22 protein-coding genes are annotated in these 25,871 nt (G+C 69.4%); 18 read left to right on the top strand and 4 right to left on the bottom strand.

Translation table 11 applies throughout. The annotated features are described in order from the left end of the window. Positions 1-211: 211 nt before the first annotated feature. The 6 genes from ASD69_RS08865 to ubiB all read left to right on the top strand — a co-directional run bounded on the left by ASD69_RS08865 (position 212) and on the right by ubiB (position 6,549). Entirely contained in the window at positions 212-1,105 is an 894-nt protein-coding gene (locus ASD69_RS08865; RefSeq protein ID WP_200944001.1) for an alpha/beta fold hydrolase, read from the top strand. Positions 1,106-1,189: 84 nt separating this feature from the next. Beyond that, a complete protein-coding gene (gene oleC, locus ASD69_RS08860; protein WP_056176970.1) occupies positions 1,190-2,890 on the top strand; it encodes an olefin beta-lactone synthetase in 1,701 nt (566 codons plus the stop codon). Next, entirely contained in the window at positions 2,887-3,876 is a 990-nt protein-coding gene (gene oleD / locus ASD69_RS08855) for a 2-alkyl-3-oxoalkanoate reductase (protein ID WP_056176967.1), read from the top strand. The genes oleC and oleD overlap by 4 nt, the downstream gene beginning before the upstream one ends. 93 nt (positions 3,877-3,969) lie before the next feature. Then, on the top strand, positions 3,970-4,128 hold the full coding sequence (locus ASD69_RS21235; RefSeq protein ID WP_082576384.1) for a DUF1328 domain-containing protein: 159 nt from the start codon (positions 3,970-3,972) through the stop codon (positions 4,126-4,128). Positions 4,129-4,228: 100 nt separating this feature from the next. Continuing rightward, positions 4,229-4,888, top strand: a complete 660-nt coding sequence (locus tag ASD69_RS08850; protein ID WP_056176964.1) for an SCP2 sterol-binding domain-containing protein — start codon at positions 4,229-4,231, stop codon at positions 4,886-4,888. Continuing rightward, positions 4,885-6,549 carry a ubiquinone biosynthesis regulatory protein kinase UbiB gene (gene ubiB, locus ASD69_RS08845; RefSeq protein ID WP_056176961.1) on the top strand — a complete coding sequence of 555 codons (1,665 nt, stop codon included), beginning with the start codon at positions 4,885-4,887 and terminating at the stop codon, positions 6,547-6,549. Before ASD69_RS08850 ends, ubiB begins: the two co-directional genes overlap by 4 nt. Positions 6,550-6,699: 150 nt before the next feature. Here the strand turns inward: ubiB and ASD69_RS08840 are convergent, their stop codons facing one another. Continuing rightward, on the bottom strand, positions 6,700-9,510 hold the full coding sequence (locus ASD69_RS08840; RefSeq protein WP_056176958.1) for a pitrilysin family protein: 2,811 nt from the start codon (positions 9,508-9,510) through the stop codon (positions 6,700-6,702). Between the two features lie 96 nt (positions 9,511-9,606). Between ASD69_RS08840 and ASD69_RS08835 the strand changes: the two genes are divergently transcribed. Then, positions 9,607-10,338, top strand: coding sequence for a pseudouridine synthase (locus ASD69_RS08835; RefSeq protein WP_056176956.1), 732 nt, complete (start codon positions 9,607-9,609; stop codon positions 10,336-10,338). A gap of 24 nt (positions 10,339-10,362) precedes the next feature. Here ASD69_RS08835 and ASD69_RS08830 read toward each other — a convergent pair whose 3' ends face one another. After that, positions 10,363-10,887: a DUF2059 domain-containing protein gene (locus ASD69_RS08830; protein ID WP_056176953.1), complete on the bottom strand. Its 525-nt coding sequence runs from the start codon at positions 10,885-10,887 to the stop codon at positions 10,363-10,365. 120 nt (positions 10,888-11,007) lie between these two features. Between ASD69_RS08830 and arfB the strand changes: the two genes are divergently transcribed. From arfB to ASD69_RS08815, 3 genes are all read left to right on the top strand, one after another. Then, positions 11,008-11,421 (top strand): alternative ribosome rescue aminoacyl-tRNA hydrolase ArfB, encoded by a 414-nt coding sequence (gene arfB, locus ASD69_RS08825; RefSeq protein WP_056176951.1) that lies wholly within the window; start codon positions 11,008-11,010, stop codon positions 11,419-11,421. Between the two features lie 10 nt (positions 11,422-11,431). Beyond that, positions 11,432-12,040, top strand: a complete 609-nt coding sequence (locus ASD69_RS08820; protein WP_056176948.1) for a lysophospholipid acyltransferase family protein — start codon at positions 11,432-11,434, stop codon at positions 12,038-12,040. 267 nt (positions 12,041-12,307) lie between these two features. Next, positions 12,308-13,678, top strand: coding sequence for a glycosyltransferase (locus ASD69_RS08815; protein ID WP_162250633.1), 1,371 nt, complete (start codon positions 12,308-12,310; stop codon positions 13,676-13,678). Positions 13,679-13,882: 204 nt separating this feature from the next. On the opposite strand, the gene ASD69_RS08810 is transcribed toward ASD69_RS08815, so the two are convergent. Beyond that, a complete protein-coding gene (locus ASD69_RS08810) occupies positions 13,883-14,851 on the bottom strand; it encodes a LysR family transcriptional regulator (protein WP_056176942.1) in 969 nt (322 codons plus the stop codon). Positions 14,852-14,971: 120 nt separating this feature from the next. On the opposite strand from ASD69_RS08810, the gene aceB reads away from it, so the two are divergent. From aceB to ASD69_RS08790, 4 genes are all read left to right on the top strand, one after another. Further along, the gene (aceB, locus tag ASD69_RS08805; protein ID WP_056176938.1) at positions 14,972-16,582 is read left to right on the top strand and encodes a malate synthase A; all 1,611 of its coding nucleotides are present in this window, start codon (positions 14,972-14,974) and stop codon (positions 16,580-16,582) included. Positions 16,583-16,780: 198 nt separating this feature from the next. Continuing rightward, on the top strand, positions 16,781-18,076 hold the full coding sequence (gene aceA, locus ASD69_RS08800; protein ID WP_056176935.1) for an isocitrate lyase: 1,296 nt from the start codon (positions 16,781-16,783) through the stop codon (positions 18,074-18,076). A 253-nt stretch (positions 18,077-18,329) separates the two neighbouring features. After that, entirely contained in the window at positions 18,330-19,352 is a 1,023-nt protein-coding gene (locus tag ASD69_RS08795; protein WP_235567224.1) for a GGDEF domain-containing protein, read from the top strand. Between the two features lie 34 nt (positions 19,353-19,386). After that, a complete protein-coding gene (locus ASD69_RS08790) occupies positions 19,387-22,023 on the top strand; it encodes a putative peptide modification system cyclase (protein WP_056176930.1) in 2,637 nt (878 codons plus the stop codon). Here the strand turns inward: ASD69_RS08790 and ASD69_RS08785 are convergent. After that, positions 21,975-22,301 carry an NHLP-related RiPP peptide gene (locus tag ASD69_RS08785; protein WP_056176927.1) on the bottom strand — a complete coding sequence of 109 codons (327 nt, stop codon included), beginning with the start codon at positions 22,299-22,301 and terminating at the stop codon, positions 21,975-21,977. The genes ASD69_RS08790 and ASD69_RS08785 overlap by 49 nt on opposite strands. A gap of 112 nt (positions 22,302-22,413) precedes the next feature. Between ASD69_RS08785 and ASD69_RS08780 the strand changes: the two genes are divergently transcribed. The 4 genes from ASD69_RS08780 (at position 22,414) to ASD69_RS08765 (ending at position 25,711) form a co-directional block, all read left to right on the top strand. Then, complete coding sequence (locus ASD69_RS08780; protein ID WP_056176924.1) at positions 22,414-23,580, top strand: putative peptide maturation dehydrogenase; 1,167 nt, start codon at positions 22,414-22,416, stop codon at positions 23,578-23,580. Positions 23,581-23,946: 366 nt separating this feature from the next. Next, on the top strand, positions 23,947-24,393 hold the full coding sequence (locus ASD69_RS08775) for a hypothetical protein (RefSeq protein ID WP_056176921.1): 447 nt from the start codon (positions 23,947-23,949) through the stop codon (positions 24,391-24,393). A gap of 232 nt (positions 24,394-24,625) precedes the next feature. After that, the gene (locus ASD69_RS08770; RefSeq protein WP_157489602.1) at positions 24,626-25,093 is read left to right on the top strand and encodes a hypothetical protein; all 468 of its coding nucleotides are present in this window, start codon (positions 24,626-24,628) and stop codon (positions 25,091-25,093) included. Between the two features lie 222 nt (positions 25,094-25,315). Continuing rightward, the gene (locus ASD69_RS08765) at positions 25,316-25,711 is read left to right on the top strand and encodes a hypothetical protein (RefSeq protein WP_056176915.1); all 396 of its coding nucleotides are present in this window, start codon (positions 25,316-25,318) and stop codon (positions 25,709-25,711) included. Positions 25,712-25,871: the final 160 nt, after the last annotated feature.

Raw genomic sequence — 25,871 nt, 5'->3', positions numbered from 1 at the left:
CTCCGCCTCGGGGTAGGAGCGGCGTAAGCCGCGACCGCCTTGGCTGCTGGCGCCGGGTCGCGGCTTACGCCGCTCCTGCCCCAGGGCAAGGCGAATCGGGTCTTTTCGCGCCCGAAATCCCCCGCGCCGCCGCAATGCGACCGATAATGGCGCCCCTGTCCGCCCGGCCCGCGCTCTCGCGTGGGCGCCGCACGAGCCACCGATGACGTCGATCCGCGATCTCCCCGACTACCCGTTCCAGCCGCAACGTTTCGAGGTCCGTCCGGGCATCGCGATGAGCTACCTCGACCAGGGGCCCAAGGACGGCGAGGTCGTGGTGATGCTGCACGGCAACCCCTCGTGGAGCTATTACTGGCGCAAGCTGGTGCTGGGCCTGCGCGATCGCTACCGCTGCATCGTGCCCGACCATGTCGGCATGGGCTTGTCCGACAAGCCGCGCGACGACCGCTACACCTACACCCTGCAGTCGCGCATCGACGACGTCGAACGCCTGCTGCAGTACCTGCGCATCGACGGCCCGATCACCCTGGCGGTGCACGACTGGGGCGGCGGCATCGGTTTCGGTTGGGGCCTGAAGCATTCCGATCAGATCAAGCGCCTGGTGATCACCAACACCGGCGCCTTTCCGTTGCCGTCGGCCAAGCCCTTGCCCAAGCGCCTGCGCCTGGGCCGCGACTCGGCGATCGGCACCGGCCTGATCCGCGGCCTCAACGCCTTCGCCGGCAGTGCCGCGCGCGTGGGCGTGGTTTCGCCGATGCCGCGCGCGGTGCGCCGCGCCTATCTGGCGCCGTACGACTCCTGGGCCAATCGCATCGCGACCTCGCGCTTCGTGCAGGACATTCCGCTGGCCGAGGGCGACGCCGCCTGGCCGCTGGTGCAGGCCATGGGCCGCAAGCTGCCCGAGTACGCCGACCGTCCGGCCTTCATCGGCTGGGGGCTGCGCGATTTCGTGTTCGATCACCATTTCCTCAAGGGCTTCACCGACGCGCTGCCGCAGGCGCAGGTGCACGCTTTCGAGGACGCCGGCCACTACGTGCTGGAAGACAAGGCCGCCGTGCTGGTGCCGGAGATCCGCGCCTTCCTCGACGGCCATCCGATCGGCTGATTGCGTCGGCGGCGTGCGCTGCGCTCGCCTTCTGTAGGGGCGATACGGCGGCTCGGATCCGCCCAGACCCCCTACAATCCACGCATGAGCAACGAACCCTCCGCGGCGGACACCGCCGCGCGCGCGCCCGTCGCGCCCTGCAACATCGCCGCCTCCCTGCCGCGCCGCGCCGCCGAGGCGCCCGAGCGCGTGGCGATGCGCTGCCCCGGCACGCGCGATGCCAACGGCCTGCCGCGTTACGACCAGGTCCTGACCTACGCCGAACTCGATGCGCGCAGCGACGCGATCGCGGCCGGGCTGGCCAAGCGCGGCATCGTGCGCGGCACCCGCACCGTGATCATGGTGCGGCCCTCGCCGGAGTTTTTCCTGCTGATGTTCGCCCTGTTCAAGGCCGGCGCGGTGCCGGTGCTGGTGGACCCGGGCATCGACAAGCGCGCGCTGCGCCAATGCCTGGACGAAGCGCTGCCGGAGGCCTTCATCGGCATTCCGCTCGCGCATGTCGCGCGGGTGATCCTGCGTTGGGCCAGGACCGCGCGCATCCGCATCACCACCGGTCGCCGCGCCTGGCTCGCCGATGCGACCCTGGCCGAAGTCGAGCGCGAAGGCGCCGGCGCGGGCTGCCAGCTCGCCGACACGCGCCCCGACGACGTCGCCGCGATCCTGTTCACCAGCGGCTCCACCGGCGTGCCCAAGGGCGTGGTCTACCGCCACCGCCATTTCGTCGCCCAGATCGAAATGATGGGCCAGGCCTTCGGCATCGTGCCCGGCGGCGTCGACCTGCCGACCTTCCCGCCGTTCGCGTTGTTCGATCCGGCGCTGGGCCTGACCTCGATCATTCCCGACATGGACCCGACCCGGCCCGCGCAGGCCGATCCGCGCAAGCTGCACGATGCGATCGCGCGCTACGGCGTCGACCAGCTGTTCGGTTCGCCCGCGCTGATGGCGGTGCTGGTCAAGCACGGCGCGCCGCTGACCGGTCTCAAGCGCGTGACCTCGGCTGGCGCGCCGGTGCCGCCCGATACGGTCGCGGCGTTGCGCGCGCTGCTGCCCGAGGACGCCCAGCTGTGGACGCCCTACGGCGCCACCGAGTGCCTGCCGGTGGCGGTGATCGAAGGCCGCGAACTGCAGTCCACGCGCGCGGCCACCGAGGCCGGCGCCGGCACCTGCGTCGGCCATGCGGTCGCGCCCAACGAGATCCGCATCATCGCCATCGACGACGCGCCGATCGCGCAGTGGTCGGACGCGCGCATGCTCGCGGCCGGCGAAGTGGGCGAGATCACCGTGGCCGGCCCGACCGCCACCGACAGCTATTTCAATCGCGAAGCCGCGACCCGCATCGCCAAGATCCGCGAAACCCTGGACGACGGCAGCGAGCGCGTGGTCCATCGCATGGGCGATCTGGGCTACTTCGACGACCAGGGCCGCTTGTGGTTCTGCGGCCGCAAGACCCATCGCGTCGAAACCGCACGGGGCCCGCTGTACACCGAACAGGTCGAGCCGGTGTTCAACGCCCACCCGCAGGTACGGCGCACCGCCCTGGTCGGCGTAGGCGCCGCCGGCGCGCAACGGCCGGTGCTGTGCGTGGAGCTGGCCGAGGGCGTGCTCGCGCGCGACTGGCCCGCGATCGAGCGCGCGCTGCGCGCGATCGGCGCGGCGCATGCGCATACCGCGGATATCGCCGATTTCCTGCGCCATCCGCGCTTTCCGGTCGACATCCGCCACAACGCCAAGATCGGTCGCGAGAAGCTCGCGATCTGGGCCGCCAAAGAGGGAGCGTGGAGATGAGGGTACTGGTCACCGGCGGCGGCGGTTTTCTCGGCCAGGCCCTGTGCCGCGGCCTGGTCGAGCGCGGCTATGAGGTCGTCAGTTACAACCGCGGCCACTATCCGGCCCTGGACGCGCTGGGCGTGATCCAGATCCAGGGCGATCTGGCCGATCGCGAGGCGGTGATCGCGGCCGCGCGCGGTTGCGATGCGGTGTTCCACAACGCCGCCAAGGCCGGCGCCTGGGGCAGCTACGACAGCTATCACCAGGCCAACGTGGTCGGTACCGAGCACGTGCTCGCCGCTTGCCGCACGCATGCGATCGGGCGCCTGGTCTATACCTCCACGCCCAGCGTCACCCACCGCGCGACCCATCCGGTCGAAGGCGGCACCGCCGACGACGTGCCCTACGGCGAAGGCTTCAAGGCCCCGTACGCGACCACCAAGACCATCGCCGAGAAAGCGGTGCTGGCCGCGAACGCGCCCACGCTGGCGACCGTGGCGCTGCGCCCGCGCCTGATCTGGGGCGTGGGCGACAACCAGTTGCTGCCGCGTCTGGTCGCGCGCGCCAGGGCCGGCCGTCTGCGCTTCGTCGGCGACGGCTACAACAAGGTCGACACCACCTACATCGACAACGCCGCGCAGGCGCATTTCGACGCCTTCGATCATCTGGCGCCGGGCGCGGCCTGCGCGGGCCGCGCCTACTTCATCAGCAACGGCGAGCCCAAGACCATGCGCGAGACCCTCAACGGGCTGCTCGCCGCGGTCGGCGCGCCGCAGGTCGACAAGACCCTGCCGTTCGGCGCCGCCTATGCGATCGGCGCGGTCTGCGAAGGCCTGTGGCATGCGCTGCCGCTGAAGGGCGAGCCGCCGATGACGCGCTTCCTGGCCGAACAGCTGGCGACCTCGCACTGGTACGACATGGCGCCGGCGACCCGCGATTTCGGCTACGTACCGCGGGTCAGCTTTCACGAGGGCCTCACCCGGCTGAAGGCCGCCTGCACGTAAACGGGCGTCGTCACCGCCTGAGCACCGGCGACTCAGCAGGATCGGGGCACACCCTCGGTCCTGCCTGATGCAGGGCCTCCTTAGGAGATCTCCATGCTCAGTTACGCCGTCATCTTCTTCATCATCGCCATCGTCGCCGCGGTCCTGGGCTTCAGCGGCATCGCCGGCGCCGCCACCAACATCGCCTGGATCCTGTTCGTCGTCTTCGTGATCCTGGCCATCATCTCGCTGCTGCGCGGTCGCAAGGTCTGAGCCCGCCGATCGGCCGGCGCTGAACATGCCCGTCCCGGCCCGCCCACGGGCCGGGACGCCGCCGTCTCGGGCCCGCCGGGCCGGGGGCTACAATGACGGCATGAACACCTCCGCCGATAGCTTGTTCCCGTCCATACTGAAGACCTACGCAGGCGGCGCGCTGGAAGCCGCGCTCAATCGCGCGCTGGCGCTGGACCCCGATACGCGCGACGCGCTGCGCGCGCTGGACGGTCGTCGCGTCGCCCTGCATCTGGCAGCGCCGCCGCTGGCGGTGCAGGTACGCGTCGAAGGCGACCGCCTGCGGGTAGGCCCGGTCGAGGCCGCGGTCGAACCCGATCTGTCGGTGCGCAGCACCCTGGCGGGCCTGGTCTCGCAACTGCCGTTCCTGCGCAACGACGACGCTCCGCCGGTGGGCAAGCTGCGCATCGAGGGCGATGCCGATCTCGCCCGCCGCCTGCAGCGCCTGGCCGAGCGCTTCGATCCGGATTGGCAGGGCTCGCTGACCGGCGTGTTCGGCGACGTGATGGGCGTGCAGATCGCCAACGCGATCGCCGGCGGGCTGCGCCACGCACGTGGCGCGGCCGGTGCCTTCGCCCAGAACGCGGCCGAATTCGTCACCGAGGAATCCCGCGACGTGGTCGCGCGCGACGAACTCAACGCCTTCCACGACGACGTCGACGCGGTGCGCGACGGCGTCGAGCGCGCGAGCGTACGCGTCGCGCGCCTGCGCGAGCGCATCGCCGCACGGAGCGACGCATGAAGTCGGCGCTGCGCGCCTGGCGCATCGGCCGGGTCCTGCTGCGTTACCGGCTCGACGACCTGCTCGACGGCACCCCGGCCGAGCGCTGGCTCAAGCTCGCGCGTCCGTTCGTGCCGCGCGCCTCGGCCGAGATCGCGGCGATGTCGCGCGGCGCGCGTCTGCGTCTGGTGCTGCAGGAGTTGGGCCCGATCTTCGTCAAATTCGGCCAGATCCTGTCCACCCGTCGCGACCTGGTGCCGCCGGACGTGGCGATCGAACTGGCGCTGCTGCAGGACCGGGTCAAACCCTTCGATGGCGAGGCCGCGCGCGCGATCGTCGAGACCGCCCTGGAGCGCGGCATCGCCGAGGCCTTCGAGGCCTTCGACACCACCCCGCTGGCCTCGGCCTCGATCGCCCAGGTGCACGCGGCGATCCTGCCCGGCGGCCGCGAGGTCGTGGTCAAGGTGCTGCGCCCCAACATCGAGAAGCAGATCGCCGGCGACATCGCCCTGCTCAAGACCATCGCCAGCGTGGTCGACCGCGCCCATCCCAGCGCCGACAAGATCCGTCCGCGCGAGATCGTGGCCGAGATCGAGAGCACCCTGGCCGCCGAGCTGGACCTGCAACGCGAGGGCGCCAACGCCAGCGTGCTGCGCCGGTTCTGGAAGGACAGCGAAGACCTCTACGTGCCCGAGGTGATCTGGTCGCATACCGCCGAGCGCGCACTGACCCTGGAGCGCGTGTACGGCATTCCGTCCGACGACATCGCCGCGCTCGACGCCGCCGGCATCGACCGCAGCGCGCTGGCGGCCAAGGGCGTGCGGGTGTTCTACACCCAGGTGTTCCGCGACAACTTCTTCCATGCCGACGCCCACGCCGGCAACATCTGGGTCGACAGCGATCCCAAGCGCAAGAGCAACCCGCGCTTCATCGCCCTGGACTTCGGCATCATGGGCCAGCTGTCCGACGAGGATCAGTACTACCTCGCCGAGAACTTCATGGCGATCTTCAACCGCGACTACCGCCGCATCGCCGAGCTGCACGTGCAGGCCGGCTGGATGCCCGCGCATATTCGCATCGACGAACTCGAAGCGGCCACGCGCGCGGTCTGCGAGCCCTATTTCACCCGCCCGCTCAGCGAAATCTCGCTGGCCGAGGTGCTGGTCAAACTGTTCCGCACCGCGCAGCGCTACGAGCTGACCCTGCAGCCGCAGCTGATCCTGCTGCAGAAGACCCTGCTCAACATCGAAGGCGTGGGCCGCCTGCTCGATCCCAAGCTCGATATCTGGGCGGTGGCGCGGCCGGTGCTGCAACGCATCCTGGTCGAACGCTACAGCCCGCAGCGCCTGGCCGCGGAATTCCGCAAGCGCCTGCCCGAGCTGGTCACGCACGCGCCCGAGATGCCGCGCCTGCTGCACGCCTGGCTGACCCAGCAGGTCAGCGGCGGCCACGAGCTGCGCATGCGTTCGCAGGACCTGGCCGAACTCACGCGCACGGTGAAGGACGCGCAGCGGCGCACGGTCGCGGCGATCCTGGGCACCGGCCTGTTGATCGTGGCGGCGGTGCTGTACGGCCTGGAAGCCGGCGGCCCGCGCTTCTGGTCGATCCCGGCCTCGTCGTGGATCGCCGGCATCGGCGGTTTGTGGGCGCTGCTGGCGGCGTGGCCGCGGCGTAGCGCTTAGGCGCTACGCGGTCCGGGCGGAAAGCAAATCCCCCTCAATCCCCCTTTTACAAAGGGGGAAGACGAGCGAAGCGCACGGCTCTTGCCGTTCCCCCCTTTGCAAAAGGGGGGCTAGGGGGGATTTGCTTTTGCGCTTACTTGCGAGCGCCGGTCAAGGCTTCGCTACCGCCGCCGCCGCCGCCGGCTTCGCCGCCGCATCGAAATCCCCCGCCATATACACGCTGAGCATCCCGGGCTTGAAATGCTTGCGGATCGCCGCATTCACCTCGTCCGGCGTCAGCGCCTTCAAGCGCGCGTCGATGCCCGCCTGAAACCCCATGTCGCGATCCAGGGACAGATTGCTGGCCAGGATGCCGGCGATCGCGCCGTCGGATTCGCGTCCCTGCGCGCGCTGGGTCAGCAGGCCGGCGACCGCATCGCGCAGCTCGTCGGCGCCGACGCCGTCGCGGATCCAGCGCGCGTACTCCTCGCGCATGGCCGCCTCGGTCTTGTCCAGGTTTTGCGGCGCGGCGATGGCCTGGATCAGCAGGCTGCCGGCGTCGTCGCGGCCGACCCGGCTGGCGTCGGCGTCGAGGTTGCTGCCCACACCGTAGCTGAGTCCGTCCTTCTGGCGGATGCGATCGTACAGACGCGACTTGCCGCCGCCGCCGAAGATGTAATTGGCGACCATCAGGGCCGGATAGTCGGGATCGCGGTCGTTGAGCGAGAGGTTGCCGCGCGCGAGCAGCACGCCGTTGGCCTTGTCGGGGGTCTCGAAGCGCTCGCGTCGCGCGGCGAGCGCGCTGTAGTGGGTGGGGATGGGCGCGTACGCGTGCGGCGTGCGCCAATCCAGGAACAGACTCTGCAACTGCGCTTTGAGCGCGACCGGATCGAAATCGCCGACCACGCTGATCTCGCCTTCGGCGCTGCCGTAGAAATCGCGATGGAAGGCGCGCAGGTCCTCGACCTTGAGCGCCTTCAGGTCGGCGATCGACTGATCCAGGCTGCGCCAGCGCAGCGGGTGGCCTTCCGGCCAGGGATCGAAGTACTGCGACATGGCCATGCCGGCGATGGTGCTGGGCTCCTTGCGCGCGGCCTCCAGCCCGGTGATCGCCTGCAGTCGGAACTGCTCGAACTCGCTTTGCGGGTACTCGGGCTTGCGCAGGATCTGCACCGCCAGCGCCAACGCCTCGGCGAGCTGGGTGCGGCGCGTGGTCATGCCGATGCTCGCGCTCTGCAGGCCGCCGCCGATGCCGGCCTCGGTCTTCAAGGCTTCGAAGCGCTGGTCGATCTGCTCGCGGCTGAGCCCGGCGGCGCCGCGCATGATCAGCGAGCCGGCGACGTTGCCGGCGGCCGCGCGGCCCTTGAGCGAATCCGCGTCGCCGAAGCGGAAACGCGCGCTCAACACCACGGTTTCGCCGCGGGTCTTCTTCGGCAGCAGGGCCACGCGCAGGCCGTCGCCGAGGGTGAAGGTTTCGGTGCGCGCCTGGATGTTGGCCGGCGTGGGATCGAACTGTTCGCCCGCGGCCACCGCGGCCTTGCCGGTGTAGCCCTGCAGCACGGTCGCGGCCGCGGGCGCGGCGGCGATCTCGGCGCGATCGGCGCGGTCGGTGGGCACGAAGCGGCCCAGGGTGCGGTTGCTGGGTTTGAGGTAGTCGCGCGCGACGCGGTTGACGTCGTCCAGGCCGACTTTCTCGAACGCGTCGCGACGCAGGAAGTACAGGCGCCAGTCGCCGGCCGCGATCGCCTCCGACAGGCCCAGCGCGACCGCGTTGACGTTGGTGTAGCCCAGTTCGTAACCGTTGCGGATGCGTTGCTTGGCGGCGTCGAGCTCGGCTTGGGTGATCGGCGTGGCGGCGATGTTTTCCAGCTGCGTCAACAGCGCGGCCTCGGCCTTGGCCGCATCGCCGTCGCGCGGCAGCCCGATCATCGCCGTCATCAGGCCCGGATCGCGCAGGCTGTCGGCGCCCGCGCTGGCGCCCGCGGCCAGCTTGGTTTCGACCAGCTGCTTGTGCAGGCGACCGCCCGGCACGTAATCCAGAATATTGGCGAGCAGGCCCAGCGCGGCGCTGTCGGGGTGGGTTTCGGCGGGCACGTGGTAGGCCGCCATCACCAACTGGATATCGCCGCTGCGGCGCACCGTCACGCTGCGCTCGCCGTCCTGGGTGGGGTCGGCGGTGTAGAACGCGCGCAAGCCGGTCTTGGGCCGCGCGACCGGCGCGAAGGCCTGCGCGATCTCGTTCAAGGTCTTGGCTGGGTCGATGCGGCCGGCCACGATCAGGGTCGCGTTATCGGGGCGGTACCAGCTTTTGTAGAAGGCCTGCAGGCGTTCGATCGGCACGCCTTCGACATCGCTGCGCGCGCCGATCGTGCTGTGGCCGTAGTTGTGCCAGAGATAGGCGGTGGACCGCACGCGCTGGGCGAGCACGCCGTTGGGGCTATTCTCGTTCTTCTCCATCTCGTTGCGGACCACGGTCATCTCGCTGTCGAGGTCCTTCTTGGCGACGTTGGAATTGACCATGCGGTCGGCTTCCATGCCCAGCAGCCAGCGCAGGGTGTCGTCGTTGGCCGGGAACGAGGCGTAATAGTTGGTGCGGTCGACATTGGTGGTGCCGTTGAAGCCGATGCCGCGCTTCTTCATCTCGGCCGGGATGTCGCTGTGGGTCGGCGTGCCCTTGAACAGCAGGTGCTCCAGCAGGTGGGCCATGCCGGTCTCGCCGTAGTTCTCGTGCATGGAGCCGACCTGGTAGGTCAGGTTGACCGTCACCGTGGGTTTGCTGGCGTCCGGGAACAGCAGCACGCGCAGGCCGTTGCCCAGGGTGTACTCGCAGATGCCTTCCACGCAGGGGCCGGCGGCGACGCCCTTGGGTGGCGCGAGCGAGGGTTCGGCCGCCCGCGCGGGCAGGGCCAGCGCCCAGGCCAGGGTCAGGGCCGAGGCCAGGTGAGACCAGGCCGGTCGGTAAGGCGGCTGGAACGATCGCATGGGGTGTCCTGGAAGTGATGCCGGGGGAAAGCGTGTGGCTGGAGCTGCTATAGACGAAAATACCCGCTGAGCTCCCTACCGCCTGTGCCATAGAGCATGTCCGAAACCTACAGTTCCCTGGAGGCGCCCGCCGAACTGCCGGTGCTGTACGCCGACGACAGCCTGGCGATCATCGACAAGCCGGCGGGGCTGATGGTGCACGACAGCGCGCTGGCGCGCGGCGAGACCGATTTCGTCGCCGACCGCCTGCGCCAGCAGTTCGGGCGGCCGGTGTTCCTGGTCCACCGCCTGGACCGCGCCACCAGCGGCTGCCTGCTGTTGGCGTTCGAGCGCGAGGTGGCCTCGGCGCTGGGCAAGGTGCTGATGTCGCGCGAGTTCGAGAAGGACTATCTGGCGGTCTGCCGCGGCTGGCCGGAGGATGCGTTCACCATCGACTACGCGCTGGACGGCGGGCCGGGCAAGCCGCAGAAGAAGCCCGCGATCACGCGCTTCCGGCGCCTGGGCAGCTGCGAGCTCGCGCATCCGTCCGGCGGTTTCGAGACCTCGCGCTACGCGCTGCTGCTGGCGCAGCCGGAGACCGGGCGCTTTCGCCAGATCCGGCGTCATCTCAAGCACGTCTCGCATCACCTGATCGGTGACACCAGCCACGGCGACGGCCGCCACAACCGCGCCTTCCGCATGATGGGCATCCATCGCATGCTGCTGCATGCGCAGCGCCTGGCCTTCCTGCATCCGGTCAGCGGCGCGCGCATCGTCGCCACCGCGCCGCCGGACCGCGAGCTGGCCAAGGCGCTGGCGCTGTTCGAGCAGGCCGCGCCGGCCGGATGAGGGCAGGCGCGGCGCGGGCCGGGCTTACTTGGTTTCGGCGCCGGCGCTCTTGCGCTTGACCGCGTCGTTGCGCGCTTCGGCTTCGATCTCCTGCTGCAGTTCCTGCATCATCGGCACCACCAGTTTCTGCATCGCGCTCATGGTGTTCTGCATCAGCGCCGGCATCTTGTCGAGCAGGCGCTGGCCGGTCGGGCTGGCGTAGAACGCGATCAGGGCGTCGGTGTCCTGGCCGTCGAAGGTGTCGCGGTAGATGTCGCGGTAGATCGGTTCCAGCTTGTCCCAGGCCAGGCCCTTGCGCAGCTGCGCGCTGGAACGGGCGATCACGCTGTTCAAGCGCTCGCGTTCGGCGGGCGTGATCTCGCGGCCGGCCATCATCTGTTCGGCCATCTGCTGCTGCGAGGCTTCGATCTGCGGCAGCATGGTCTCCACGGTCTGGCGCGCGCGCATGACCTCGAGCAGGCGCGACACTTGGGCGTCGCTGGGCGGCGCGGCCAGGGCGGCCAGCGGCGAGGCCAGCATCAGGGCCAGGGCGAGGGCATAGGACTTCATCGGGGGCGATCCTCCTTGATGGGAACCGCATGGTCGGCGGCGGGTGCAGGCGGCGTCAACGTCCGGCCACAGGCCCGCACTATCATCGCTCCCGTCTACAATCGGGGCCGGAGGGACGCAATGGCCGATCCTGAAATCACCATACCCGAGCAGGAACTGGTCGAGCGCTTCGTGCGTTCGACCGGGCCCGGCGGGCAAAACGTCAACAAGGTCGCGACCGCGGTGGAGCTGCGCTTCGACGTGGCGCAGTCGCCGTCGCTGCCCGAGCCGGTGCGCGAGCGCCTGCTCGCCAAGCGCGACCGCCGCGTGACCGGCGACGGCGTGCTGGTGATCAGCGCGCAGCGTTTCCGCACCCAGGAGCGCAACCGCGACGATGCCCGCGAGCGCCTGGCCGCCTTCATCGAAAGCGGCCTGCACGCGCCCAAGCCGCGCATCGCCACCCGCCCCAGCCGCGCCTCGAAAGAACGCCGGCTGGGGGCCAAGCGCGAGCGCAGCACGGTCAAGCGCGGCCGCGCCACGCGCGATTGGGACTGACGGAGACCGCATGCCGACGACCGCCGACGACGTAGTGCTGCCGCTGCCGCCGAACGCACCGCGGGTGCGCTCCAACCGCCTGACCCGCTGGATCGGCCGCAGCGTGCTGCGGCTGGGCGGCTGGCGCATGGTCGGGGCTTTCCCCGACATTCCCAAGCTGGTGCTGATCGGCGCGCCGCATTCGTCCAACTGGGACGGCGTCTGGGGCTTCGCGGCCAAGGCCGCGATGGGGCTGGACATCAAGATCCTGGGCAAGGATTCGCTGTTCAAGGTGCCGCTGCTGGGTGCGCTGCTGCGCTACCTGGGCGTGATCCCGGTCGACCGCAGCGCCGCCCACGGCGTGGTCGAACAGGCCGCGGCGATGATCCGCAACGCCGAGCGGTTCTGGTTCGGGCTGGCGCCGGAGGGCACGCGCAAGCCGGTGGACCGCTGGAAGGCGGGCTTCTGGAAGATCGCCAAGGCCGCCGATGTGCCGGTGCTGCCGGCGTATTTTCATTACCCCGACAAGGTCATCGGCATCGGCGAGCCGTTCTGGCTGGGCGAGGACATGAACGCCGATCTGGCGCGGATCCGGGCCTGGTACCGGCCCTGGCAGGGCAAGCACCACGGCACGCCGTAAGCGCACTCGCTGCGCTAAAACTGCACACGACTGGTCGAGCCGGCGATCGGGCGCGACACCCAGGCCGGATCGGCGGCCAGTTTCGCCCGCGTTTTGCGTGTAGCTTCGTTACGGGGCTGCGCGTCGCGGGGGGTGGCGCGGGTTCCCGATCAGGCAGGAGGTCGGTCGTGCCGGGCAGGATGTCGCTAGGGGGAGTGGCGGAGGCCACGATCGCCGCGCATGCGGAGTTGTCGGGCGCGGTCCGCGTCCGCGTGCGGGAGGTGGCCGGTGCCCGCCTTGCCTTGGTTCGCGCTTAGCCCCAACGGTCTGCTTAGTGCGGTCGGGCTGTGGCGCGGCGCCGAAGAGACCGTACCCACGCCGGTGGAAGACTGGCGTCAGGCGGTGGTCGACGTGGTGATTCCCGCGCGCCTGCAGCAGCACGACATCGCCCATTGCCTGGCGGCCCTGCTGGCCCAGACCCTGCAACCGCGCAGCGTGGTACTGGTCGACGACGGCGGCATCGAGCGCGACGGCACCGCCGCGATCGCCCGCGAGTTCGCCGCCGCCAACGGTTTGTCCCTGCGCGTGATCGAACGCATGTGGTCGATCGGACGCGGGCCCACGATCAAGCGCCAGGCGCGCGAATCCGACGCCGATGTCGAGTTCGTGCTCGACGGCGACACTCTGCTGCATTCGGCGGACTACATCGAGCGCTGCGTGCGCGAGCTCTACGAAGGCGTCGGTATCGCCAGCGTCTGCGGCGTGGTGCAGCCGATGCGCGGCGAGCACCGGCGCGCGCTGGAGCGTTCGCCGGCGTTCCAGCGTTGGCTGCACGGCGAGGCTTATCGCGATCCGCGCGCGCGTCGCGGCCGGTTGCGGCGCGGTCTGCAATGGCTGGGCGACGTCCATCGCGAAACCAGTTGTCTGCTGCAGCAGTGTTTCATCAACCGCGGCCAGATGGCGCTGTTCGGCGGCGTGGTGGTGCCGCGCGGCAATGCGATCGCCTATCGCCGGCGCTACATCAAGGATCTGTTCGATCGCTACGAGCCGGTCCATGGCGATCAGCTCGACGGCGCGGAGGATGTGTTCATCGCCCTGGCGCTGGCGCAGGAGGGCTATCGCAACGTGCAGTTGTTCGGCGCGCTGGCGCATACCGAGCAGCCGCCGCTGGATCGTCTGCCGCGGCAGAGCTTCCGCCAGGCCGCCGCGTTCCTGCGCGGCTGTCGCGAGTTCAACGGGCTGTTGCTGACGCCGTTCAAGGCCTGGCGGCGCTGGCTGCGCCCGCGCCCGCGCGTGGCGACCGAGCAGCGGCGGGTGCGCGAGGCGTATCGGCAGCCGTTCGGCGAGCGCCTTACCCACGAGTACGGGCGGCCGATCGGCTGGGCGCTGTTTCTGATGGCGGCCGAGCGCCTGGCGTATCCGCTGCTGCTGCTGTGGTTGGCTTTCAGCGGGCGCTGGTGGTGGTTGGGCGGAGTGGTGGCGGCGGAAATTCTGGCCACGGCGCTGGTGTTGGCCGCGGTGTCGCGCGAAGGCCAGGCGGCGGCCTTGGGCAAGGCCTTGCTGGTGGCGCCGGTGCGCTACGCGATGGCGTTCGTGGAACTGGCGGCGGCGGTGGCGTTTTTGCCGAAGCGGTTTCGCAGGCCGCGGCGGCCGCGCTAGCGCCTTTGCCTCTTGTTCCCCTGCATCGTGCTGTCGCTGTCGTTCTTGCGCTCACTGTTGCCCGTCATCCCCGCGAAGGCGGGGCCCGCTGACTTTAGAGCGCGGCTCGAACGCCAGCGCTATTCGCCTCGACCGTAGGATGCGGTGAGCCGCAGGCGAACCGCATCGTCGCGATGCCGCAACCGCGTGCGCGGCCCGGGGCCCTCAACGATCCGACTGCCCCGTCGCGTAGTAATCGCCGCGGAAAAACAGATCCGGCTGGATCAATTCGGTGAACGCGCGCGCCTGCGGCGATAGGTATTTGCCCTTGCGCACCACCACGCCGTAGCTGCGCGAGGGGAAGTAGTCGGCCAGCGAGCGCGCGCTCAGGCGCGAGCGGTCAGCGTCGGTCAGGCAGATCGCGGTGACGATGCTGATGCCCAGGCCCATCGCCACGTACTGCTTGATCACCTCCCAACCGCCGACTTCCAGCGCGACCGTGTACGGCACCCGGTTCTGCTGGAACACCAGGTCGACCATGCGGTAGGTGGTCAGGCGCTGCGGCGGCAGGATCAGGCCGTAGGGCGAGAGGTCCTGCAGGCTGAGGTCGGGCTTGAGCGCGAGCGGGTGGTCGCGCGGGGTGATCAGCATGGGCTCGAAGCGGTAGACCGGGGCGTAGCTGAGGTCGCCGGGCACGTCCAGCATCGAGCCCACCGCCAGATCGACCGCGTCCGAGCGCAGCAGGTCCAGACCGCCGGCGCCGGTGACGTTGTGCAGGCTCAGGCGCACGTCCGGATGGGCGGCGCGGAAGGCTTCGACGATCCTGGGCAGCAGGTACAGGATGGTCGAGCTGCCGGCGGCGACGTTGAGCTCGCCGCCGTCCAGCCCGCGCACGCGCTCGCGAAACGCCCCGTCCAGGCCGTCCAGGCCCTCGACCAGCGGGCGCGCGAGTTCGTACAGCTCCTGGCCCTCGCGGGTCAGGCTGAGCCGGCGGCCGCTGCGCTCGAGCAGGCGCACCCCCAGATCGCGCTCCAAGGCCTGCAGTTGTAGGGTCACCGCCGGCTGGCTGAGGTAGAGCGCCTCAGCCGCGCGTGAGACCGAGCCCAGGCGGGCGGTCTGGCAGAACGCCCGCAGCGGCTTCAGGCGGTCGCCCTTGTACGCAAAACGGGGGCTGGCGGCACGCTTCGTGGTCACTGGGAAGACATATATAAGTTTTTCAAATGATATGCATTGAAAAAACTTGATTGTCAAATACAAGACGCCAGCGCATGGTCGGAGCCCTAACGAAACACGCTAGAGGCGTAGGAGCAGGGCATGTCGGCAGTGATGGCGCAACGCCAGGAGACGCACGGGATCGAGTTGACGGCCAGCCTGGCCGGGCAGGAGCAGCTGCTCACGCCCGCGGCTCTGGCCTTCCTGGCCGACCTGCACCGCCGCTTCGAACCGGCTCGCCAGGCCCGCCTGGCCGCGCGCCGCGAGCGCCAGGCGTTCTTCGACGCCGGCGGCCTGCCGGATTTCCGTGCCGACACCGCCGCGATCCGCAGCGGCCAGTGGCGGGTCGCGCCGCTGCCGGCGGCGCTGCTGGACCGCCGCGTCGAGATCACCGGCCCGGTCGATCCGAAGATGGTCATCAACGCCCTCAACTCGGGCGCCAAGGTCTTCATGGCCGACTTCGAGGACAGCACCGCGCCGACCTGGTCCAACCTGCTGACCGGCCAGCGCGCGCTGAGGAAGGCTGTGGCCGGCACCCTGGACTGGATGGCGCCGGACGGCAGCAAGCACTACACCCTCAAGCCCTTCGAGCAGCAGGCGGTGCTGATGGTGCGGCCGCGCGGCTGGCACCTGGACGAGAAGCACCTGCTGATCGACGGCGCGCCGATCTCCGCCAGCCTGTTCGACCTGGGCCTGTTCGCTTTCCACAATGCGCAGGCGCTGGCCGCGAAGGATCGCGGACCCTATTTCTACCTGCCCAAGCTGCAGTCGATGGAAGAGGCGCAGCTGTGGAACGAGGCGCTGGACCGCGTCGAGCAGGCGCTGGGCCTGAGCGCCGGCCAGATCAAGGTCACGGTGCTGATCGAGACCCTGCCGGCGGTGTTCGAGATGGACGAGATCCTGCATGCGCTGCGCACGCGCATCGCCGGCCTCAACTGCGGCCGCTGGGACTACGTGTTCTCCTACCTCAAGACCTTCCGCGCGCATCGCGACAAGGTCCTGCCCGAGCGCGGCCAGGTGACGATGCTGCAGCCGTTCCTGCGTGCGTATTCGGAACTGCTGATCCAGACCTGCCACAAGCGCGGCGCGCACGCGATGGGCGGCATGGCCGCGCAGATTCCGATCAGCGGCGACGAGGCCGCCAACGAGGCCGCGCTGGCCAAGGTGCGCGCCGACAAGCTGCGCGAGGTCACCGCCGGCCACGACGGCACCTGGGTCGCGCATCCGGCGCTGATTCCGCTGGCGATGCGCATCTTCGACGAGCGCATGCCCGGCCCGCATCAGCAGCACGTGCTGCGCGACGACGTGCTGGTGATCCGCGACGATCTGATCAAGCCCTCGCTGGGCACGATCACGCGCGCCGGCTTCGAGGGCAACGTCGAGGTCTGCGTGCGCTATCTGGCCGCCTGGCTGGACGGCAACGGCTGCGTGCCGATCCATTGGCTGATGGAGGACGCGGCCACCGCCGAGATCGCGCGCACCCAGTTGTGGCAGTGGCTGCACGCCTCCGGCCTGCACCTGGACGACGGCACGCCGGTCGATTTCGCCCTGCTCGAACGCGCCCTGATCGGTCTGCCCAGCAAGCTCGCCGAGCGCATGAACCTGCCCGGCGCGCAGCGCCTGGGCGAGGCGATCGCGATGCTCGACCAGCTCACCCACGCCGACACGCTGGAGGAGTTCTTGACCCTGCCGGCTTATCAACGCATCGACTGAGCCGCTTGCCCGACTTGGCGGCGTCTGTGGGCGCGGCGTAAGCCGCGATTGAGTTCCGCCCGCCGACGCAACTGCACCGGAGGGCGATCGCGGCTTACGTCGCTCCCACAGAAAGCAACTTGCCTCGCCTAGCTCCACCTACCGCGTCCCACCCTTACTCGCGCCTCACCCCACGACCCATACGCAAGGAACGAAGTCATGAGCCACCTGCCGACCGCCGAGCAACTCCGCAACGACTGGGCCAGCAATCCGCGCTGGGCCGGCATCACCCGGCCGTATTCGGCCGAGGACGTGGTGCGGCTGCGCGGCACGGTCCCGGTCGAGCACAGCATCGCCAAGCTCGGCGCCGCCAAGCTGTGGAACTCGCTCCACACCGAGGACTTCGTCAACGCGCTGGGCGCGCTGACCGGCAACCAGGCCATGCAGCAGGTCAAGGCCGGCCTCAAGGCGATCTACCTGTCGGGCTGGCAGGTCGCCGCCGACGCCAACATCGCCGGCGAGATGTACCCCGACCAGTCGCTGTACCCGGCCAACTCGGTGCCGCAGGTCGTGCGCCGCATCAACAACACCCTGCTGCGCGCCGATCAGATCCAGTGCGCGGAGGGCACCGGCGACATCGACTTCCTGCAGCCGATCGTGGCCGATGCCGAAGCCGGCTTCGGCGGCGTGCTCAACGCCTTCGAACTGATGAAGGGCATGATCGAGGCCGGCGCCTCGGGCGTGCATTTCGAGGACCAGCTGGCTTCGGTCAAGAAGTGCGGCCATATGGGCGGCAAGGTCCTGGTGCCGACCCGCGAGGCGGTCGAGAAGCTGGTCGCCGCGCGCCTGGCCGCCGACGTGATGGGCGTGCCGACCCTGATCGTGGCGCGCACCGACGCCGAAGCGGCCGACCTGCTCACCGCCGATATCGATCCCAACGATCAGCCCTTCACCACCGGCGAGCGCACCAACGAGGGTTTCTACAAGACCCGTAACGGCCTGGACCAGGCGATCAGCCGCGGCCTGGCTTACGCGCCCTATGCCGACCTGGTCTGGTGCGAGACCGGCAAGCCGGATCTGGAGTTCGCGCGCAAGTTCGCCGAAGCCATCCACGCCAAGTTCCCGGGCAAGCTGCTGGCCTACAACTGCTCGCCCAGCTTCAACTGGAAGAAGAACCTGGACGACGCCACGATCGCCAAGTTCCAGAAGGAGATCGCCGGCTACGGCTACAAGTTCCAGTTCATCACCCTGGCCGGCTTCCACAGCCTGAACTACGGCATGTTCAACCTCGCCCACGGCTACGCGCGTCGTCAGATGAGCGCCTTCGTGGAGCTGCAGGAGGCCGAGTTCGCCGCCGCCGAAAAGGGCTTCACCGCGGTCAAGCACCAGCGCGAGGTCGGTACCGGCTATTTCGACGCGGTCACCCAGACCATCCAGGGCGGGCAGTCCTCGACCGTCGCGCTCAAGGGCTCGACCGAGGAAGAGCAGTTCCAGCAGGACAAGGTCGCCGCCTGAATGCGGCCGCGCGGCGCGACCGGCGAGGGGGCCGGGCGCGTCGCGGCGGCGGGTCCGGCTTAATCCGGCGATCGGGGTCTACCCGATGGGCACGGTGGCCCGCGCCCGGCCCGACCGGCGACGCGCGCGGTGACCGACTTCCCCTGGCCAGGACGTTTGCTGTTCAGGTGAGGTGCTATCCTGCCTCTCCAGCCTCTGAAGGAGCCGGGGATCCGGGGGTCGTGGGATGAATCGCGATGGTGCTGCGCCGACCATGACGGGCGGTCAGTTCAATTCGGATCCGATACCGGCGCCTAACGAAGCGGCGACGGCAGCGCTTAGCCAAGCGGAATTCGAACTGTTCGCCGAACTGGGTCGCCCGCGTCACGTCGAGGCCGGCCAGGTGCTGTTCCGTCGCGGCGAACTGGGCACCACCATGTTCGTGGTCGCGCGCGGCGCGATCGATCTCGACTTCGGCGACGACCTGGTCACCAAGCGCCTCGGCCCGCGCGAATTCTTCGGCGAACTCGGCCTGCTGATCGGCGATCACGCGCGCAGCGCCGACGCCATCGTCGCCGGCCCCGGCCTGTTGATCGAACTGCGTCACGAGGAATTCCAGCGCCTGGTCGACCGCAACGCCGGTCTGGTCTGCCATTTCCTGCGCCGCGCGATCATGCGCGTGGTGCTCAACGAGCAGGGCCTGATCCGGCGCCTGCGCCGTCGCAACCAGGATCTCGAGGCCGCCCTCGACAGCCTGTACGCGACCACCCACCAACTCAATCAGACCGAAGAGTTGGTCCGCACCGACGAGCTCACCGGCCTGTACAACCGCCGCGGCCTCACCCTGCACCTGCAGGAAGCGCGCGCGCTGGGCATGCCGCAGACCCTGGGCCTGGTGCTGGTGGACTGCGACCGCTTCAAGCAGGTCAACGACGACCACGGCCACCTGGCCGGCGATCGCGTGCTGCAGAGCGTGGCCAACATCATGCGTTCGGTGGCCGGCCCCGACGACATCGCCTGCCGCCTGGGCGGCGACGAATTCTGCCTGCTGGTCTCGGCCGGGCACGCCCACGACGTGATGCGTTTCGCCGAGTTCATCGTCGCCACCACCCAGAACCTGATGTTGATGCCGCAGTCGCCGCCGACCATCTGTCCGGTCAGCGTCGGCGCCTGCATGGTCGACCCGCGCGCGGATTGGAACGACTGGTACGCGCGCGCCGACGAAGCGCTGTATCAAGCCAAACGCAAGGGCGGCAACCGCGTGCATTGGCAAGACGCGGCCCTGGAACCGGTCTGACCGGCGCACGCGAACGAACAAGGATGCCGTCGCGATGAATGATGCCCACCGCCCTCACCCGGAAGCGCCGCAGCTGCGCACCCTGCTGCTGACCGACCTGTGCGATTCGACCACCCTGGTCGAACGCCTCGGCGACGGCCCCGCGGCGGAACTGTTCCGCGAACACGACCGCCTGGTGCTGCAGTTGCAGCAGCAATGGCGCGGTCGCCTGATCGACCGTTCCGACGGCTTGTTGCTGTTGTTCGAACGCCCGATCGACGGCCTGGGTTTCGCATTGGATTACGAGCGCAGCCTGCGCGAGATCGGACGCGAGCGCAAGCAGACCCTGCTCGCGCGCGCCGGCCTGCACGTGGGCGAGGTGCTGACCTGGCGCAACAGCGACGAGGCGGTCAAGGTCGGCGCCAAGCCGCTGGAAGTCGAAGGCCTGGCCAAGCCCATGGCCGGTCGCCTGATGGCGATGGCGCGCCCCGGCCAGATCCTGCTGTCGGCGGTGGCCGAACCGCTGGCGCACCGCGCCGCGCGCGAGCTGGGCGAACGCGGCCAGCAGCTGTTGTGGAAGTCCTACGGGCGCTGGCGCTTCAAGGGCGTGCCCGATTCGCAGGAGATCTACGAAGTCGGCGAGCCCGGCATCGCGCCGTTGCGCGCGCCGCCGAACTCGCCCAAGGCCTGGCGCGACGTGCCGCTGTGGCGGCGCCCGGCCGCGCTCGCGGCCGAGGTCGCGGTGTTGGCCGCGATCGGCGTGGGCGTGTGGTTCGTGACCAAGCCGCAGCCGGCGATCGCCTTCAACGAGCGCGACTGGGTGGTGGTGGGCGACCTGCGCAACCTCACCGGCCAGAGCGTGCTCGACGATTCGCTGGAGCAGGCGTTCCGGATCAGCCTGGAGCAGTCGCGCTACGTCAACGTGCTGTCCGACCTCAAGGCGCGCGACACCCTGGCGCGCATGCAGCGCAAGTCCGACACCTTCCTCGATCGTTCGGTCGCCTCCGAGATCGCGCTGCGCGACGGCGCGCGCGCGGTGATCCTGCCGACGGTGGCCGAAGTCGGCGGCCGCGTGCGGGTGAGCGCCGAGGTGGTCGATCCGCATACTCAGACGACGGTCTACGCCGAGTCCGTCGACGGCGTCGGCGCCGGCTCGGCGCTGTCCTCGATCGATCAGGTCACCGCCAGCTTGCGCAACAAGTTGGGCGAGGCGCTGAAGTCGATCGACAACGACTCCGCGCCGTTGCCGCAGGTGACCACCAAGAATCTCGACGCCCTGCGTGCCTACGCGCTGGGCACCAAGGCCTACGCCAAGCGCCAGTTCCCGGAAGCGCTGCAGTACTTCCAGCGCGCGCTGGAGCTGGACCCGAACTTCGCCCTCGCCCACATGGGCGTGATGCGCGTGTATGTGAGCAACGCCGACAACGCGGCCGCCCAGCCCTCGCTCAAGCGCGCGCTGGCCCTGCGCGAGCACCTGCCCGCGCGCGACGCCTTGTACCTGGACGCCTGGGCGGCCGAATTCGGCCCGCAGCCCTCGCGCCGCGCCGCGCCCAAGTGGAAGCTGCTGGCCGGCCTGTATCCGGACTACTACGCCGGCCAGAGCCGCTTGGCCTGGTTCGATTTCACGTCCGGCCGCTACGACGCCGCGCTGCGCGGCGCGCAGGCGTTCGCCGCGCCGCAGAACGCTCTGCGCGACATCGCCATGGAGCTCAAGGGCCGCGTCTACCTGGCCCAGGAGCGCCCGGCGCAGGCGCTGGAAAGCTTCAAGCAGGCCGAAACCGCCGGCCAATATCCGCCCACCCGCCGCCACGCCGCCGCGCTGGCGACCCTGCGCCGCTATCCCGAGGCCGAGAAGGTCCTGGCCGCGCTGCCCGCCAACGACCGCAGCCTGGGCGCGCTGGTCAACGAGTTCGAACGCATCTCGATTCCGTTGGACCAAGGCCGCCTCGGCGACGCCCAGCGCAGCGCCGACCGCGCCGCCGCGGCCGCGCGCGACGCCAACCCGCTGTTGCGCTATCCGTTCGCGATCGCCGACTACTGGACCGATCTGCTGCGCGATCCCCAATCGGTGCCGCCGGCCAAGATCGCCGCGCTCGCCGATGCGATCGTCGCCGACGCCGCCAACCCGGCCGGCCAGGCCGACCGCGACGATCTATTGGTGATGGCCCTGGCCGCGGTGCGGCTGGGCCAGCGCAGCGGCGATCGCGCGATCGGCGAGCGCCTGCTGCCGAAGTTGAGCGCGATGGCCGAGGAGTCCGGCCATGCCGGCGCGATCAAGTTGCTGAGCGTGGCCAAGGCCGAACAGCTGCGGCTGTCCGGCAAGCCCGCCGAGGCGGTTGCGCTGCTGTCGCGCGAAGTCGACGGCAGCGAGCCGTTCCAGTTGCGCGTCGCCTTGCGCGACGCGCTGCGCGACGCCGGCAAGGCCGAGGAAGCGCTGAAGCAGGACCGCTGGCTGGCCGCGCACCGCGGCCTGGCCTATATCGAACCGTTGGGCGGTCAGGCCCTGCAGTCGATGAGCGTGGCCGACGCCAGCCTGGCGCCGCTGGACGCGGCCGAACGCCTGGTCAGTCTCGGTCGCCCGGACGAAGCGCGACGGGAAGCCGAAGCCTTCCGCCGCGCCTGGGCGAGCGAGACCTTGCCGCCTTACTTGATGCGCAGGCTGGACGCGACGCTGCCCGCTTCGAAGCAGTGAACCACCGTGTGGGTGTCCTGCGACGTCAGGTAGCTGCGCAGCTCGTCCCGCGAGGCCTGGATTTCTTCCTTGGGGGCGATATTCGCCACCATCATGCAGCTCGTGTCCGATAGCGCGGCCTTGGTCTGTGCGGGCGCCAGCCCGACCCGGCCCAGCGCGGCCGCCGGATCCTGAACGAACAGTTCGCGGAAATGATCGTCGTTGCCGAGCTTGTCGAGCAGCTTGTCGGCGACCTTCGGATCCAGAGGCGGATGCCCCTTGGTGTTGTCGTTGCCCATCGGTACTCCCCCTAGCAGAGCCTGTTGCGGCCCCGATAGGCGACGAATCTATCCTTGTCCCACGTACGGGACAACCTCAAACTCCGTAAAAAATGCGGCGCGGGAGCTGAATATGCGGGTGCGGCGATGCGCGGTGGTGTTCCTGGAACCGCGCGAGGAGATCGGCTTCGATCTGCGATCCCTGCTCAGCGGCGGCGCCGGACTGCGGCGCAGCCGACGTTGGCTGGCCCTGGCGGCGCATCTGGAGGGCGAAGTCGAGATCGACGCCGACGAGCGCGAATTGCTGGGCGGCGTCAGTCCGGGCGAGTGGAGTTCGGCCGAGACGTTGGCCGCGGCGCCGGCCGACGCCTTGGCGCGTTTGCTCGAGGTCGGCCTGCTGATCGATGAGGACGCGGCCGATGGCGCGCACCGCGCGCGCGATCAGGCCGTGCGCGATGGCCATTGGTGGCCGGCGTCGGCGCTGCTGCATCGGCAGGCGCGCTGGGACGGCGTGGACGGCGTCGCCGACATGGAGGCCAAGGACATGACCACCGTGTCCGGCCTGCTCGACAAACTCGGCGCGCCGCCGCCGCCGGTGCACGAACGGGTCGCGCCGCAGTCGCGCATCGCCTTGCCGGAAATCGCGCCCGACGCGTTCGACGCCTTGCTCGCGCGTCGCGCCACCTGCCGAAATTTCGATCGTGAACGGCCGTTGCCGCAGGTCCTGTTCGCGCACATGTTGCAACGCACGTTCGCCGCCCAGGCCCAGCTGCGCACCCACGACGACGCGGTTTTCCTGAAAAAGCACACGCCCTCGGCCGGCGGCCTGCACCCCACCGAGGCCTATCTGGTCGTGCAAAACGTCGAGGACGTGACGCCCGGGCTGTATCACTACCACCCGGTCGCGCACGCGCTGGAGCCCTTGCCGGCGCCGGACGAAGCGCTGTCGGCATTCGCCTTGCGCGCGCTCGCCGGCCAGCACTGGTTCGCCGATGCGCACGCGCTGGCGGTGCTGACGCCGCGTTACGCGCGCTGCTTCTGGAAGTACCGCCACCATGCCAAGGCCTACCGCGCGCTGGTGCTGGACAGCGGCCACCTTTCGCAGACCCTGTACCTGAGCGCGACCGAGCTGGGCTTGGGCGCGTTCGTGACCTGCGCGATCAACGAGGTCGACATCGAGCGCGCGTTCGGCCTGGACCCGCTGCAGGAAGGTCCGCTGGCGGTCTGCGGCTTCGGCTGGCGCGCGGCCGAACGGCGCACCGCCGAGTTCGACCCGGGCGGGGCGGTCTGGCCGTCCTAGCGGGGATGGCCGGCGCTGCCCGAGGGCTCCTCAGGGCCGTGGCCGACGCCGGTGGGTCCTGAATGCGGGCCAGGTCGGGCCGGTCGTTTCCTGGCCTGGCCCACGCAGCGGCGCCCGCCTGCCGGCCACGGTTCGGCGCAGGTCGGGCACGGTTGATCGCATCGGCGTGGCGCTCAGGGGGCGCCGGTCCTGCGCCTCGGGCGCCGATGTCCTTAGCGCTAAGCCCATGACGATATTAGGTTTTAGTCGGAATCGGCATGCCCGATCCGACGCTGTGCCGGCGTTCGATTAAGGTTGAAGCTCACATTTTGCGCGCGTAACGTCGGTCGCTCGCAATCCAGCTATCCGTACCCCAGGAGTCGAGCCATGAAGTTCCGTGTTTGGGCCTTGTCGCTGTTGCTGATGGCCCCGGTCGCGTTCGCGTCGGTCGATCGCGGCGTGCTGCAGTTCGAATCGATCCGTTCCCAGCAGACCGAAATCCGCACCGCGGTCCAGGCCGGCAACGGCCGTTACAAGGACATGTCGGTGGGCACCCGCGGCGAATTGCTGGCCAAGCAGGATCACCTGTTCCAGCTGATGCAGGGCAAGCAGTCGACCCAGGACCTCAACGAAGACCAGAAGACGGACGTCTTCAACACCCTGGAATGGATCGAGGCGGCCATCAACAAGGCCGACGACGAGCGCATGATCTGCGAGCGCCGCCCGGTGCTGGGCAGCACCCGCAAGGAGCGCGTGTGCAAGACCGCCGGCCAGATGCGCGCCGAGCGCGAAGCCACCCGCGATCGCTTGGATAATCGCGAAGTGCGGCAGTAGAGCCTGTAACGAGTAACGAGTGGCCAGCCACTGGTTGCTCGTTACTGACAACTCGTTACTCGCGACTGGTATCCGGTCCGTAGTGGCGCAGCGCGAGCGCCGGGCCAGGTCTGTCCGATCGGGGCCTCGCGGGCCGGGGCTGCGCGCGAACGGCGCCAGACCATCGACCGCCGCCGTCGGCATCGCTAAAGTGGGCGCAGCCCGGCTGTGGGCACCGACTTCGGGGACGGCGATGCGTGCATTGGCCAGTTGGACCTTACTGTGGGCGGCGTCCACCGCCGTCGCCGGCGAGCAGGCGCAGTCGCCTCCGCCGCTGCCGATCCTGGCGATCGTGGAGCAGCAAAAGCAGATCCGCGCCGACGACGTCGCCCGCCGCGGCCGCTACGGCCAGTTGCCCTTGGCGACCCGCGCCGAACTGTTGTCCAAGCAGGTCGAGATCCTGAGTCTGGTGGAAGACAAGGCCAGCACGGCCGATCTCAGCCGGCGCGAGCAGGTGGAAGTGTTCAATCGCCTGGAATGGATCGAAGCCGCCGTCAACGACACCGAAGAAGAGCGCATGATCTGCCGGCTCGAGCGAACCCTGGGCAGCAATCGCATGGTGCGCACCTGCCGCACGGTGGCCGACGAGCGCAAGGCAAAGGAAAGCGCGAACCGCAACCTGGATCGGCGCCCGCGTCAGGTCGGCGGCCAGGAAATCTGAAGCGGACCTGGGGCGACGGGCGAGCGCTCCGGCGTCGCGTGTCTGCCCGATTCTTGTGCGTTCAATCCACTGTTTTTGCGTAAATATTGCCAATCGACAGCGGCTGGTAAGCCCGCTAGCGTGATTCGTTCCGAATAACCGGGTGCGCGGGGAGCGAAGTTCATGCGTGGTTTGATTTTTGCGGCGGTATTACTGGCGTCCACGGCTGCGGCCGCGAGTGACGTGGCGCCCCGTCCGCCGTTGGCGATCTCGGCCATCACCGCTCAGCAAAAGCAGATCCACGACGACGTGATCGCCCAGCGCGGGCGCTACAAGGACATGCCGGCGAGCACCCGCAGCGAGCTGTTGTCCAAGCAGGCCGAAGTCCTGGCCATGATCGAAGGCAAGAACAGCTCCGGCGACCTGAGCCAGGAACAGCAGGTGCAGGTGTTCAACCGCCTGGAGTGGATCGAAGCCGCGATCAACAACGCCGAGGACGAGCGCATGGTCTGCAAGCGCGAGAAAACCATCGGCAGCACCCGCATTACCCGGGTCTGCCGGACCGTGGCGCAAGAGCGCGAGGCCCGCGAGGCCGCTCGCGACGAGCTGGACCGGGCCGACGTTCAGAATCGGCGTTGATGCCGACTGCGTGCAGGCGGGCCTGGCGCCTCCTGCACGTCTCTCCCGGGGCCGAATAGAGCGGCCCCAACCGGTGCGGCTACGCGCATATTCGACTCGGCGCATAACTGAAAAAATGTGCCTGTAGGCAGTCGACACGGCAGATTCGGCAAAGTATGTT

The organism is Lysobacter sp. Root604 (assembly GCF_001427505.1).
Taxonomy (GTDB): Bacteria; Pseudomonadota; Gammaproteobacteria; order Xanthomonadales; family Xanthomonadaceae; genus Lysobacter.
This window is presented reverse-complemented; position numbering and strand designations above follow the sequence as displayed.